Source organism: Telmatocola sphagniphila (assembly GCF_018398935.1).
GTDB classification, from domain to species: Bacteria; Planctomycetota; Planctomycetia; order Gemmatales; family Gemmataceae; genus Telmatocola; species Telmatocola sphagniphila.
On sequence record NZ_CP074694.1, the window covers coordinates 3,263,623 to 3,276,560 of the forward strand.

Sequence of the window (12,938 nt, forward strand, 5' to 3'; positions counted from 1 at the left end):
CCTACCTATTCCACTTATTCCCGCCTTTCTTCTGTTCCCCGGGATACTAAGATGTCCCTGCAGGAATAGAGGAGATAATCGGATGACCAACGAATTACCCGCCGCTTTTCAGAAGATTACGGAGCGGAACGCCCCACTGGCCAAATATACCTACCTCAAAATCGGTGGACCGGCTCAATATCTGGTTTCTCCGAATACGCTCGAAGAACTCAGCGGCATCGTCAAATGGAGTTTCGACAGCAACCTCCCCTTACGAGTGCTCGGTGACGGGACCAACTTGGTCGTACGCGAGCAAAGTGTTCCTGGAATCGTCTTGAGACTGCGTTCCCCCGCCTTCTCCGGAATCGAAATTCAGGGCAAGCGAGTTAAAGTGGGCGGTGGTGCCACCCTGATGGAACTGATAAAAGCAACCGCCGTATGTAACCTCGCCGGCTTCGAAACGCTCGTGGGCATCACCGCCACCATCGGCGGTGCCCTGCGCTATAATGCGGGAGATCGTCAGGGAGAAATTGCCGATTGTTTCCGGGTGGCCCACGTTATCGACGAACAGGGGAAGCCGCAGTCTCGAGATCGCTGCGATCTGCGCTTCGGCGATCATCGCTCCGATTTGGAGGATCCGGTCATCCATACCGTTGAGTTCGAACTGGAAAATGATAAAGTCGAGCACCTGGTGAAGCGCATGCGCCGCGCCTGGATTTACCGTAAAGAAACGATGCCCTACCCTCACCAAATCGCGCTGAGGATGTTCCGAACGCCTCGCGGACATCAGATGAACGAACTGCTGTCCCCCTCATCCGTTCAGAGATTGAAATCGGGTTCCGCTTACGTCAGTGAAAGAAACAGTAACTATCTGATTGCAAACCCCGGGACAAAAGCCGAAGATATCCTTCACCTCGTGGAGTCGATCCAGACACGAGTTCGAGAGCACACCGGTGTCGTTCTGGAAAAGGAATTCAGCGTCTGGTGACCATCATGAGCCGAAGGGACACTTTCAAATCGCTCCTTCAGGCCACCTTGCTGGCACTGGTGGTTCTCGGTGTTCTGATCGGTTTGTCCACTCTATCCAATCCTAAAACTCCAGCGGTTTCCAAGCAGGAAAATTTCACGCTGAGCTATCGCGCCCTCCAGGAGATTCGATTGCCCGCGCCTCCCGGCAAGACTCGGGAGGAGTTTTTGCAGGAACTCCGCTATCTGGGATTACCGGCAACATTTCCCGAAACCAATTCCTCCGAGAAGATCTCTCAGATGCGTGCTGTCTTTCAAAGTCATCCGGATGTGGCCGAGTTGAAGACCCTGAAAACAGAAACGGTTTTAAACGGAGATGGTACCAAATACCCGGTTTTAATTGTCGATCTGGCTTTCAAAGAGAAATAAGAGTTAGTTCCAGGCCTCCAGAATCAACTGCGACCAGGTTTCGAACTCTTTCTTTCTGAGGAGTAACTTCTCGAAGCTTTCAAACCCCCCGCCCTGCAATTTCGTCTCTTTCAATTTTGCGTATGGAGCTTCCAGCTCGATTCTATGCACTACTCCCAGATGGACTTGCCCTACAGCCAGGGAAGGATCGTAAATAAAACCGAATAATCGTCGGGACAGCTCGTTACCGTACTCGACTTCCTCGGTTAATTCCCGCTGCATAGCCGCCTGATAAATATCTCGGCCGCTCGCAGAATCGATCGGATTAATATGCCCCCCAATACCCAGCGAATGCAGTGACTCCAGCCGCTTTTCGCCCCCACCTGCCCCTCTTTGATAGTGAAATAGTGCATCCCCGGAAGCAAGCACGCAGTAGGGTATGATCTGCTTGAAAGCCGGGTCTCTTTCTGCCTGCGGTCGCGGCAGAAACCGAAATGCGGCGGGATCTAACAACCGGGTCGCATAATCGCCCTGCGTTCGCCGAAAGCCTTCAAAGTAGCCGACGTTTACGAAGTGTTCGAGTGGAATCACTAGAACCATTTCTTCCGAAGTTAGCGACATACGGGATCTCAAATAAAGTCGAAGTCCGCCGTCAGTAAGATCAACTAATCAAGGCAGTATTATCTTGCGAAGCGAGGCTTCAGAAAGCGAGACCGCAAATGTTCATTAAAAGACCTGCCGACCAGCGTGGAAAAGCGAATTTTGGCTGGCTCGATACCCGATATACTTTTTCCTTCGCCGATTACTACGATCCGAACCATATGGGATTCCGGGCGTTGCGAGTTATTAATGAGGACGTCGTTAAATCGGGCAATGGTTTCCCGATGCACCCCCATCGCAATATGGAAATCGTCACTTACGTGATCCGCGGCCAGTTGGAACATAAGGATTCCATGGGCAATCACGGTATTATCAATGCGGGGGAAGTGCAGCGCATCACGGCCGGTAAAGGCATTCTTCATAGCGAGTTCAACCCTTCGTCCACAGAAGATGTGCACCTTTATCAGATCTGGTTGATGCCTGATCGTGAAGGGATCGATCCCAGCTATGAACAACGGAACATCGCAACCTCGGGCAAGCAGCTACTGATTGCCTCCCCGGATGGTCGCAACGGTTCGGCAACGATCAATCGCAATGCCTCGATCACGGCCATCAAACTGGATCCGCGCGAATCCTACTCTTATGACCTAGGTCCCGATCGTCATGCCTGGGTTCAAGTAATTAAGGGGGATCTGTTCGCCGGGGATTTGTCGCTAAAAGCTGGCGACGGGCTGGCGGTTTCCAGCGAGAGAAATTTGAATCTGTTCTCGAGCACTCCGGCGGAAATTCTGTTATTTGATCTGGATTAGAATCTGAAAAATCGAACCCAATCCCTAGCAGGATTGGGGCTCCTGGTAATTATCAATTCTTGATCAGCATAATGGCCGGTTTCTGAAGTGCATCAATAAGCTTATTGGCAAACATCGCTCCAATGGCCCCATCGACCACCCGGTGATCGAACGAAAACGACAAGAAAACCATTTCCGCCGGCTTCAGTTTCCCATCTTCATCGTAAACGGGTCGTTTGCTGATTTTTCCGATTCCTAATATACCCACTTCCGGATGATTGATGATCGGTGTGGAGATCAGGCCGCCGATATTACCGACCGAACTTACCGTAAATGTCCCGCCTTTGAGATCTTCGACTTTGACCTTCCCCTGTCGAGCCGATTCACTGAGGGCATCAATCTCACGAGCAATTGTCAGCGCATCTTTCTTATCCGCGTCTTTAATCACCGGAACAATCAAGCCGTTGGGCGTGGCCACCGCAATCCCGATGTTGTAGGAGGCGTGAAAACGGATGGTCTCGGTCTCGTCATCGAGGGAACTGTTTACGATCGGGACCTGTTTCAAAGCCATCGCAGCCGCTTTAACGAAGAATGGCAGGAAAGTCAGCTTGATATTCTTTTCGAGCAAAGGTTCCCGCAGCGATTTTCGTAATCGAACCAGTTCCGAGACATCGCACTCCTCCACATAGGAGTAATGCGGTATGATCTTTTTGGAATGGGAAAGATGCTCCGCGATTTTTCGACGTAACCCGGCCAGTTTCACCGTCGTACCCGGGGTTCCCAGGTCCAAATTGGGGGAGGAAGGTTTCTTCCGCTCCACGGTTTTGTTCGACTGAAGAATCCGGCTCAGATCATCGATCAGAATTCGCCCCGCCGGACCCGAGCCAATCACTTCCGCTAGGTTAATTCCCATTTTTCGAGCAAGGTAGCGAACGGAGGGAGCGGCTGCAATATTTCGCGAAGACCGGACAGCCTCTCGAACAGCAGTATTATTTTTTTCGGGGAGAGGAGCACTTGAGGATTGTTCAATGGATTGATTTGCCAGCGGCTCGGGAGGAGAGGAAGCCGAGCCGTCCGATTCATAATCCAAAATAACCTGACCCACTTTGATTTTGGAACCGGGTTCCGCGCTTAAGGAGGAGATTTTGCCTTTGAACGGAGCCGGCACTTCCATGGTCGCCTTGTCCGTCATCACTTCCATCAGACTCTGGCCCGGCTTGACGATGTCGCCCACTTTGACCAACCAGCGTACCAGTTCGGCCTCATAGAGACCTTCGCCAATCTGCGGGAGAGGGAAATTCATAAGTCCTCCGGGCTCTAGACGCGTTCGGTGGCGAGTTCCAGCATCGCGGCTCGAACGCCGGCCAGCTGCGGTACAGTATTTTGTTCGTAAACCTGATTCAGTCCAATACCGGGGATGTGCTTGCCCTGCAACAGTCGCGGCTTGGCTAAAAGATCATAAAAGAGTTCTTCTACAATGCGTCGGAGCAGGTGTTCCCCGAAGTTCGTGATCTCGGTGTCTTCGTTAACGATCAGAACCCGGCCTGTTTTTAGTACGCTCTCTTTAATGGCGAGCCAGTCATAAGGAAAGATACTGCGAAGGTCGATGACATCGAAAGTCAAGCCTTCGCTCTCGTACAACTCGTCCGCCGCCTGGGAGCAGAGTGGTAGAGTCCGACCGTAACTGATCACAGTACCGGCCTGCCCTTCCCTAACCAGCCGTGCCTGGCCGATAGGGACGAAGTACTCTTCCAGATCTGGCCACTGGGGTTCCCACTGCGACCGATCTCCCACCGGGGCATCAATCATGCGCGACAGTTGTTCATCGTCCTCCGGTTCGCCAGGAATTCGTCGTTCCCCTTTGACTCGCAGAAGAGCCTTGGGGAGAAGGACCATCACCGGGTTGGGATCGGCGATAGCCGAAAGCATTAACCCATAAGCATCTAACGCATCGCTGGGCATCACGATTTTCCAGCCCGTCAGACGCGTAGCCCAGCTTTCGAAAGAATGGGAATGGTAAAGCGACCCGCGAATTCCCGATCCGGACGGAGTCATCATTACCACGGGCATATCGTAAGATCCGCCGCTGGCCCATCGCTGGTTGCCTGCAAGCTTCAGAAGATCAATAATGTTGAAGCCATAATCGCAGAATTGAATTTCGAAAACCGGTTTGCCGCCGGCATAGGCGATCCCCATTGCCGCACCGACGATACCACGTTCATCCAGAGGTGTGTTCCAGGCTTTCTTAAGTCCCTGAGTTGCGGTAAAAACTCCCCCCAGAGGGGGCCCAACATCTTCGCCGAAGATATCCGTCACCCCCAGATTGGTTTCCCCGTAGTGCAATGCGAGCCGGACGGCTTGAACGAGACTGGCCATAACCTAAATCCTCTGCATCCCTGGTGTCGATGCTCGGCGAGAGACTCCACAGAAATGAACAGCGATCAGGAGGGGAGACCCGTATAGTCGTCCGGATAAATGACATCCCATCGGCTGGGGGCAAATGTATAACGATTCACATCGTCCGCTGTAGGATCGGCTTCCTGCATCACCTGATCGACTGCGGTATCGGCTTCGTCACTAGCCTGCTGATGGATCATCTCGGCCGTTTCGCGATTGAGAATTTTGTTAGCGATCAGCTTTTCTTCCAAAAGAGTGATGCAATCGGCCTCGGTCGAGACTCGACTGGCCCCACTCGAGGAAGAGTGACCATGCAAACGGGAAACTTTAGCTTCCAAAATGTAGGGTCGTCGCGTGGTGCGACAGTAATCAAATGCCCGATAGATCGCCCACCAGCAGGCAATCACGTCATTGCCATCTACCACTTCGCCCGGAATCCCGAAAGCATTGCCGCGGGCCGCGATACTGCTTTCCCCGTGCTGGGTGTTCGCCGCTGTTGAAATTCCGAAGCCGTTGTTGGTGACAATCATCAGCACGGGCAACGCCTGATTCGGCCGGGTGCTCCAGATCATGCAGGAGGTAAAATCCCCTTCGGCTGTCCCGGCATCACCTCCGGTGACGACCGAAACTCCTTCACCGCCGTGGCGTTTTTGAACGATGGCCGTGCCGGGCGCCATTGTGTATTGCACTTCAATAACTGAAGAAACGGGTACGACATTCCATTCCGGAATGGCATAGTGCCCGACAAAATTCCGTCCTTTGGAATGCCGGTCGGTCAGTTTCATCGCCATCTGCCGGAAGTGATCGGCCATCGGCATTCCCATGGCCATCATGACCCCGGCGCTTCGATAATGCAAATGCAGATAATCGAATGCGGGACCTCTCCCCTTATGAACCTGCAATCCCAGGCATACGTTAAAGGCTTCCTCCCCAGGTCCACCGACCCAGAAGTACCCTTCGCCTGACTTGCTCATTTTGATTGTGCGTTGCTCGAGCGCTCGTACCCGGGCCATCGTCTTATAGATTTTCAGGCACATACCGGCCGAAAGGGACTCATCTTTACTATGAAGCTCCGGGTAATCGAGGAATTTCGCGGTTTGGATACCGCGAATTGAGTAATCCTCTTCGGAATCTTCCCGAGGTGTGGTCATCGGTGGCCCTCCCGGCGATCGGCTTTGTTCGAGCCGGAGATTTCGGAAACGGCATCAGCTACTGGATCGTATCGGTTTTACAGATTTTCTGAAACCCGAACTTTCAGCGTAAGCACCAAAACACTGCCTCGAAGGTACAAGCTCTCGAAGCAGATTCGTCGCAATCGTTAGATCTACTCCAATTATACGTGAAGATTAAAAGTGGGGAGTGGTCATTTTCGAAGTCCGAAAAGAAACTCGATCTAATTTTCGGGCTTCTGGATCCTCAGAACAAAAGTCGGATTGACCGCTTCAAATCTCAAAGCCTCCAACTGCTCCACACTCCGGGAGAGGTTCAGCAAAAGCACGTTGACGGGTGTGACGAGCTTTTTCATGACCTCGTAGGTTGCAGTCAGCATTTCCAGAGTAGCCACATTGATCACCAATCGTCCGCCCGCGCGTAAGGCCGCGAACGAAGATTCGATCAGGCGGGCGATCTCACCTCCATTGCCGCCAATAAAAATTGCATCCGGCGCGGGGAGATTTGCGAACACGGCCGGTGCCGTACCAAACACTGCCTGGACGTTGTGGATGCCGTAAGTGTCCGCATTGGCCACGATCAGGTGGTAATCTGCGGAATCTTGCTCGATCGCGTAAACTCGCCCCGGTTCGACCAACTGGGCGGCTTCCAATGCCACCGAGCCCGAACCCGCTCCGACGTCCCACATAATTTGTCCGGAACGAAGATCGAGCTGAGCGAGTGCAATCGCTCGTACTTCAGCTTGGGTGATCAAACCACTTTTCGGTCGACTCTGGGCAAAGACATCATCGGGATTGCCGAAACGCATCAGCCGGCGCGTCGAATTGGGCTGATCGGGTCGACCGGCTTTCCGACGAAGAATCATCACATTCAACGGGTCGAATTGTTGCGATTGGATCTCGACCAACTCGCCTTGGGTAATCCTTTCGTCCCGACCGCCGAGATTTTCACAAACATAAACTTTGAAATAATCGAGACCACGCACGAGCAATTCTCGAGCAATCCGGTTCGGGGTGTAAATATCACTGGTGAATAACCCCACCGTCTCCGCCGTGCGGATTCGGTCGAGCACATCGTCGAGATTGCGAATGGATAGATCCGTCAAAAAAGCTTCTTCCCAGGACTCTTTGATGCGTGCAAACGCCAGTTGCATCGAACTGACGTGGGAATAAACTTCAAAATTTTCCGAGCCGAGATTTTCACAGAGATAGCGAGCCACTCCGTAAAAAAGCGGATCTCCCGTGGCGAGGACGACTTGCTTCCGCGTGGTTAAGTTGGATCGCAAACTTTCAATGACTGCCTGGAGATCACCGCCAATGCGGATTCTTTCTCCCGACACTTCGGGTATGAGGCGGAGAACGTTATTTGTGCCGTATATCAGATCGGCGGAGTTCAGCAAATCCTGGGCACTCCTGGCCAAACCCGCCAGGCCATCCCCGCCTACACCAATGATCGCTATTTTAGATGAAGACATGCTTAACTTCGTATTGGCCACAGAAATTGGAATGTTGCCAATTCTAGACTCTAGCAAATTTCCTGCAACCGGATCGGTTCGGAAGATCTCGATTAAATTGACGATTCATCCGCCCTTCGCACTAAACTCGTGCAGGAAAAGCCTAATTCTCAGGCATGCATAGACCATCCGAGAGCGTTTTTTAAGGTAATTGCCGGTCTAACATTTGCTGCTTCTTCTCTCAAGCATCATCTTCCCTACATCATCTTGAGCGTGAGTCTGCTTATGCGTTCCAAGTCGGCAAAGGAAACGGACTTGCTTCACAACTACGAACTCGTCGGTTACGATGAAATGATGGCCACCCCCGGCCAGATGCGTAACCATTATGCCCCACTCTCGGAGACCCTTACGGATTTAGGGGCTTCCGAGATCGAACGCCGCGCTCGCATGGCCGATAACATCATGCGGCAACAAGGGATCACTTTCACCGTCTATGGCCGAGGTCAGGGGGTCGAACGGATCATGCCCTTCGACCCGGTTCCCCGATTAGTTCCGAATAATGAGTGGGAGAAAATCGAGGCCGGACTCAAACAGCGCGTTCGAGCCATAAACCTGTTCATTCAGGACATCTACCACGAACGACTGATTCTGAAAGCCGGAAAGGTTCCCGCCGAGCTAGTCTTCGGGGCCTCTGGGTATCGAAGGGAAATGGTAGGCGTTAAAGTCCCGCGGGATATTTACATTCATGTTTCCGGTATCGATCTGATTCGCGACAAAGATGGGAATTATCTCGTTCTGGAGGATAATTGCCGGACTCCTTCAGGAGTCAGCTACGTCCTGAAGAACCGGGAAGTTATGAAACAGGCTTTTCCCGCTTTATTCGAAGCTTATTCCGTCCGTCCGGTCGACGATTACGCCGCCAACCTGCTGGCCGTGTTAAAATCCATCGCTCCTGCTGGTGTGAATGATCCGAAAATCGTCGTTCTTACACCCGGCGTCTACAACTCGGCCTACTACGAACACAGTTTTCTGGCCCGCCAAATGGGAGTCGAACTGGTGGAAGGCCGGGACTTGCTGATCGACAACGGCGGGCTCTATATGCGAACGACGCGCGGCTTACAACGCGTGGATGTGGTGTATCGACGGATCGATGATGATTTCCTTGATCCCCTGACCTTCCGGCGAGACAGCCAGTTGGGTGTGGCAGGTCTGGTGAGTGCTTATCGGGCCGGTCGCGTTGGATTAGCAAACGCAATTGGTCCAGGCGTCGCCGATGACAAAGGAATTTATCCGTTTGTTCCCGAGATCATAAAATTCTATCTCGATGAACAACCGATCCTTCAGAACGTGGAAACCTTCCGGCCTTTGATTCCCTCGCACATGTCGCACATTCTCGCCAATATTGAGAAACTGGTCGTGAAGGCCGTCGATGCTTCAGGCGGCTATGGCATGCTCATCGGTCCAGCATCCACCAAGGAACAACAGGACGAATTCCGGAAGAAAATCCAGGACAACCCCCGAGGATATATCGCGCAGCCGACGATCAGCCTCAGCCAACATCCCACACTTGTCGGCGACCGACTAGAAGGTCGGCACATTGATCTCAGGCCCTTCGTACTCTACGGGGAGGAGATCAAAATTCTGCCCGGCGGTCTGACTCGCGTTGCCTTGCCCAAGGGTAGCTTGGTCGTAAACAGCAGCCAGGGAGGCGGCAGCAAGGATACCTGGGTCCTCGCGAATTAAACGGTAACTTGGCGTCGGTCTTCCAAGGAAATCTTTAAATATGCTCTCGAGAGTTGCGGAAAATCTTTACTGGATCAGTCGCTATGTCGAGCGAGCTGACAACGTGGTCCGTCTGCTGGCCGATGCTTTTCAGATGGAGCTCGAAACCGGAAGAACTTGGGTGGATGGACCCAGGCCGCTGGAAAGAGTACTGAAGATTCTCAGCATCGATATTCAGAGCATCCAGGATGAAAATGTTCCGAGTGTGGAGCGAATTGAAGAGATTCTCCGAGAACTGACTTTTGAAAGAAAAAACGACTATTCCGTTTTAAGTATGCTCGGACGTGCTCGGGAAAATGCTCGCAGCGTTCAAGAGGCACTATCGACTGAAGCCTGGAGTCAGATCAATCAGATCTATCTTTACCTGATCAGCCCGCGAGCCACCGAGCGATTCAACACGGGCGCGTACCGTTATTTCCAGAAACTGAAAAAGGACTGCACTCTTTTCACCGCGATTATTGAGACTACGCTCCCTCGTACCGAGGCTTACCACTTCCTGATGCTCGGGCGCTATCTCGAACGGGTCGATATTCTCTCGCGCATCATAGCTGTGCATGCTTCGCTACTCAAAGAAACGAAAGGAAGCGGCCCCTGGCTCCTACCCTGGACGAATCTTCTGCGGGTCTATTCCGCGAACGAAGCGTACATGCGCCATAGCGGCGAGCGAATCGATCCGCCGGGTGTCATTCGATATCTGCTCCTGGAAGAAGACTTTCCCCGCTCGATGCGGTTTGCACTTTCGAGATGCTTGAAGAATTTGCGAGCCGTGGCCGGATCGAGTATTGGTGCCAGTAGTCAGGCGGAACGGCATCTGGGCCGGTTGGAAAGCGATCTACGTTACATCGATATCGATGAGGTATTGAACAAAGGCATCGGTGAATTTCTCGAAGGAGTCCAGAATACCTGCGCTCAGGTGGGTTCCGAAATCCATCAGGCCTATTTCCGAACCTAAAGCACAATCGACGCCAGGGTGAAGTAGAACAGAAGGGCGAACAAATCGGTCAGAGCCAGGGTGATTGGCCCGGCGGCAATTTTCGGGTCGAGTTTTAGCGCATGCAATAGAGTCGGCATGCTCAGACCGAAGATGCAGGCGAATATCAACGAGATTCCAATGCCCGAGCCGATCACCAAAGCCGCGGGAATCTCTCCGCGCCAGGCCAGAACAATTAAACCGACGAGCAATCCACAACTCATGCCCAATAGCAAAGAGGTCCGAAGCTCCTTTTTCAAAGCCCGGCGATAAAGCCGCCACGTCGGCGTTGCTCCCCTTAAGGACTGAATCGAAACCGTCATCGATTGAATGCTGACACTTTCCGCCAAACCGAGCACCATCGTCAAAAAGAAGGCGAGAACAATGCTTTTTTCGAGTGTCTTCTCAAATCGGCTCGTCAGTAACGCACAACAGGTTCCGGAGCCCACGGTGGCCAGGAGCCAGGGAAACCGGATGGCGTAGGCTTTCAGTGAAGAGGCATTTCGAATGGCGGAGAGTCGGAAACCCAGAGCTTCGAAAGCTTCATCAGTCTGCTCTTTCTCGTCCATATTGAGCACGCCTTCGGTGAAGACGCTGATCTCGGCGATTCCCAGAATCTGGCGATCCGCATCAATGACCGGGATAGCCAAATATTTGTACATGACGAAAAATTCACAGGCATCGAGCACCGTGGCCATGTGCGGAATCGTAACCACATTCAAATTCATGATTTCGGAGATGAGATCGGTCGGCTTGGCAAGTAACAGCTTTCGCGTAGGCACCACCCCCACCAGTCCATTAAACTCATCGGTAGCATAAAAATAGACAATCTGATCGCTCACTCCCTGAGTGCGGATTTGCTCCAACGCCTGTTCGACCGTCATCGAAGTCCGAAGGGTGGTATAGTCGTTGCGAATCAATTTCAAAATGGAATCGTTCAGCTGCAAATGCGGCATGGAGAACCTGATCGAGGTTGTTTACTATCGGGATTTTGCGTCAAGATAACGGTACGGTTGTAATTTGCGAAGGCGAATTGGCACTCGTGAGCCTGCGAAACCGCGTGGTAGTTTGGGCTTGCTCCACTTTCGATAAATTGAAAACGATAGCGACGACTGGATTTGAACCAGTGACCCGACGCTTATGAAGCGTCTGCTCTAACCCCTGAGCTACGTCGCCGTACACCAAATCTTAGCAAAAGTCGCCGTCTCAGCAACCCCCTTTAACTGCCTTTGGCGGTGCGAATGAAGGCTTCAAAATTCGCCACCGGAGTATCCTTATCCATTCCATGGCTGAGGTTCAGGATATGTCGATGTCCGCCGCCTGCTTTTAAGCAGGCTGCCGTAGCCTCAGCCACCTGCTCCGGGGTGCCTGTTTGCATTAAATCATCATCGACGTTGCCCTGAAAAACCAGAGTAGGGAACTTTTCCTTGGCCGCCGCGAGATCGTGGCTTTTGCCCAAGCTGATGATCTGGGCTCCCGATCGGCACATTTCGTCCAGATAAGGGTTCTCTTTCACGAACAGGACACCGGGAGCCCCTTGAACGTTCGCGAAAATCAGCCGGTGAAACGGATCGGCCCACATCGCATATTCTTCGTAGCGTAGGTCACCCGCCCAGGAATCGAAAATCTGGTATAGGTCGGCCCCTTCATCCAGCATGATGTTCAAGAAACGGTTGGTGGCCGTGTGCAACTTTCGCAACAGCGAGATCCACAAATCGCGGTTGGCACTGGCAAATGCTCGAGTGGCCTCCAAATTTTTACCCGTTCCGATGCAATAGGTGGCTACTGTGAAGGGAGCTCCCGCGAAAATCAAGATGGGCAGTTCCCCATCCAATTCCCGCTTCACCTTCTTAAGAAGCTGGAGAATGTGCCAAAAATCTTCCCCTTCGATTTTACTTTCCAGAGCATCCAGATCGGCCTGAGTTCGGATCGGCTTACGCGGCACCGGACCGACCTGAGGCTTCAAATCGAAAGGCAACCCCATGGCCACAGGAATGCTCGTGATATCGTAGAAGAGAATAATCCCATCTACACCAAAGCGTTTAGGGCAAAGCGATGCCCGTGCCGAAGCGTCGACATCCTCGGAGAACTCGTAAAAACTTTTCCCGGCTCGGATTTTCAGAAATTCCGGGTCCCACCGTCCTGCCTGGCGCATAGCCCAGACTGGGGTACGTTCCACCTTCTCGCCGCGTGCCGCCCGGATTAGTAAGTGATCGTTTGCCATCAGGATGTTTTAAGGAAAAGCGAGGGACTGGCGAATTGGAGTTCGGGTAATTCCGATAATCTCGAAGCAAGAAGAGACACTTAAACGACAGAAAGTTCGAAGTGGAAAGAAAGGCATGCCGTTTAGGACAGTCGGGACACTTAATAGAGAAAGGAGATAACGAAACTCGCTATCCCCTTCGCTGAGAGTACAAAGGCTCAA

At 52.5% G+C, this 12,938-nt stretch carries 12 protein-coding genes and 1 tRNA gene; 5 read left to right on the forward strand and 8 right to left on the reverse strand.

The genetic code is table 11. The features are described from left to right. The first annotated feature begins 82 nt into the window (after positions 1–82). Positions 83–967, forward strand: coding sequence for a UDP-N-acetylmuramate dehydrogenase (locus tag KIH39_RS12935; protein WP_213500106.1), 885 nt, complete (start codon positions 83–85; stop codon positions 965–967). Positions 968–972: 5 nt separating this feature from the next. Beyond that, positions 973–1,374 (forward strand): hypothetical protein, encoded by a 402-nt coding sequence (locus tag KIH39_RS12940; protein WP_213500107.1) that lies wholly within the window; start codon positions 973–975, stop codon positions 1,372–1,374. A gap of 3 nt (positions 1,375–1,377) precedes the next feature. Here KIH39_RS12940 and KIH39_RS12945 read toward each other — a convergent pair whose 3' ends face one another. Then, positions 1,378–1,974, reverse strand: coding sequence for a phosphoesterase (locus KIH39_RS12945; RefSeq protein ID WP_213500109.1), 597 nt, complete (start codon positions 1,972–1,974; stop codon positions 1,378–1,380). 98 nt (positions 1,975–2,072) lie between these two features. Here KIH39_RS12945 and KIH39_RS12950 point away from each other — a divergent pair, with 98 nt between their 5' ends. Then, positions 2,073–2,762, forward strand: coding sequence for a pirin family protein (locus KIH39_RS12950; RefSeq protein WP_213500117.1), 690 nt, complete (start codon positions 2,073–2,075; stop codon positions 2,760–2,762). Between the two features lie 52 nt (positions 2,763–2,814). Here the strand turns inward: KIH39_RS12950 and KIH39_RS12955 are convergent, their stop codons facing one another. The 4 genes from KIH39_RS12955 to cbiE all read right to left on the reverse strand — a co-directional run bounded on the left by KIH39_RS12955 (position 2,815) and on the right by cbiE (position 7,782). Next, positions 2,815–4,044 (reverse strand): dihydrolipoamide acetyltransferase family protein, encoded by a 1,230-nt coding sequence (locus KIH39_RS12955; protein ID WP_213500119.1) that lies wholly within the window; start codon positions 4,042–4,044, stop codon positions 2,815–2,817. A 14-nt stretch (positions 4,045–4,058) separates the two neighbouring features. Beyond that, positions 4,059–5,117: an alpha-ketoacid dehydrogenase subunit beta gene (locus KIH39_RS12960; RefSeq protein ID WP_213500121.1), complete on the reverse strand. Its 1,059-nt coding sequence runs from the start codon at positions 5,115–5,117 to the stop codon at positions 4,059–4,061. A 65-nt stretch (positions 5,118–5,182) separates the two neighbouring features. Then, complete coding sequence (locus tag KIH39_RS12965) at positions 5,183–6,289, reverse strand: thiamine pyrophosphate-dependent dehydrogenase E1 component subunit alpha (protein WP_213500123.1); 1,107 nt, start codon at positions 6,287–6,289, stop codon at positions 5,183–5,185. A gap of 242 nt (positions 6,290–6,531) precedes the next feature. Beyond that, positions 6,532–7,782 carry a precorrin-6y C5,15-methyltransferase (decarboxylating) subunit CbiE gene (gene cbiE / locus KIH39_RS12970; protein WP_213500125.1) on the reverse strand — a complete coding sequence of 417 codons (1,251 nt, stop codon included), beginning with the start codon at positions 7,780–7,782 and terminating at the stop codon, positions 6,532–6,534. 264 nt (positions 7,783–8,046) lie between these two features. Between cbiE and KIH39_RS12975 the strand changes: the two genes are divergently transcribed. Together KIH39_RS12975 and KIH39_RS12980 are read left to right on the forward strand one after the other, a co-directional pair. Continuing rightward, positions 8,047–9,504, forward strand: coding sequence for a circularly permuted type 2 ATP-grasp protein (locus tag KIH39_RS12975; protein ID WP_213500126.1), 1,458 nt, complete (start codon positions 8,047–8,049; stop codon positions 9,502–9,504). Positions 9,505–9,544: 40 nt separating this feature from the next. Beyond that, the gene (locus tag KIH39_RS12980; protein WP_213500143.1) at positions 9,545–10,495 is read left to right on the forward strand and encodes an alpha-E domain-containing protein; all 951 of its coding nucleotides are present in this window, start codon (positions 9,545–9,547) and stop codon (positions 10,493–10,495) included. On the opposite strand, the gene KIH39_RS12985 is transcribed toward KIH39_RS12980, so the two are convergent. From KIH39_RS12985 to KIH39_RS12995, 3 genes are all read right to left on the reverse strand, one after another. Beyond that, positions 10,492–11,469 carry a magnesium transporter gene (locus KIH39_RS12985; RefSeq protein WP_213500145.1) on the reverse strand — a complete coding sequence of 326 codons (978 nt, stop codon included), beginning with the start codon at positions 11,467–11,469 and terminating at the stop codon, positions 10,492–10,494. The two genes, KIH39_RS12980 and KIH39_RS12985, sit on opposite strands and share 4 nt — an antisense overlap. A 147-nt stretch (positions 11,470–11,616) precedes the next feature. Continuing rightward, positions 11,617–11,689 (reverse strand) — tRNA-Met (locus KIH39_RS12990). A 43-nt stretch (positions 11,690–11,732) separates the two neighbouring features. After that, positions 11,733–12,737 (reverse strand): uroporphyrinogen decarboxylase family protein, encoded by a 1,005-nt coding sequence (locus tag KIH39_RS12995; RefSeq protein WP_213500147.1) that lies wholly within the window; start codon positions 12,735–12,737, stop codon positions 11,733–11,735. Positions 12,738–12,938 lie beyond the last annotated feature (201 nt).

What these genes read in the sequence shown, in the direction of transcription:
- KIH39_RS12935 (WP_213500106.1), top strand. Translation starts at nt 83, where the DNA reads ATGACCAACGAATTACCCGCCGCTTTTCAGAAGATTACGGAGCGGAAC.
- KIH39_RS12940 (WP_213500107.1), top strand. Translation starts at nt 973, where the DNA reads ATGAGCCGAAGGGACACTTTCAAATCGCTCCTTCAGGCCACCTTGCTG.
- KIH39_RS12945 (WP_213500109.1), bottom strand. Translation starts at nt 1,974, where the DNA reads ATGTCGCTAACTTCGGAAGAAATGGTTCTAGTGATTCCACTCGAACAC.
- KIH39_RS12950 (WP_213500117.1), top strand. Translation starts at nt 2,073, where the DNA reads ATGTTCATTAAAAGACCTGCCGACCAGCGTGGAAAAGCGAATTTTGGC.
- KIH39_RS12955 (WP_213500119.1), bottom strand. Translation starts at nt 4,044, where the DNA reads ATGAATTTCCCTCTCCCGCAGATTGGCGAAGGTCTCTATGAGGCCGAA.
- KIH39_RS12960 (WP_213500121.1), bottom strand. Translation starts at nt 5,117, where the DNA reads ATGGCCAGTCTCGTTCAAGCCGTCCGGCTCGCATTGCACTACGGGGAA.
- KIH39_RS12965 (WP_213500123.1), bottom strand. Translation starts at nt 6,289, where the DNA reads ATGACCACACCTCGGGAAGATTCCGAAGAGGATTACTCAATTCGCGGT.
- cbiE (WP_213500125.1), bottom strand. Translation starts at nt 7,782, where the DNA reads ATGTCTTCATCTAAAATAGCGATCATTGGTGTAGGCGGGGATGGCCTG.
- KIH39_RS12975 (WP_213500126.1), top strand. Translation starts at nt 8,047, where the DNA reads ATGCGTTCCAAGTCGGCAAAGGAAACGGACTTGCTTCACAACTACGAA.
- KIH39_RS12980 (WP_213500143.1), top strand. Translation starts at nt 9,545, where the DNA reads ATGCTCTCGAGAGTTGCGGAAAATCTTTACTGGATCAGTCGCTATGTC.
- KIH39_RS12985 (WP_213500145.1), bottom strand. Translation starts at nt 11,469, where the DNA reads ATGCCGCATTTGCAGCTGAACGATTCCATTTTGAAATTGATTCGCAAC.
- KIH39_RS12995 (WP_213500147.1), bottom strand. Translation starts at nt 12,737, where the DNA reads ATGGCAAACGATCACTTACTAATCCGGGCGGCACGCGGCGAGAAGGTG.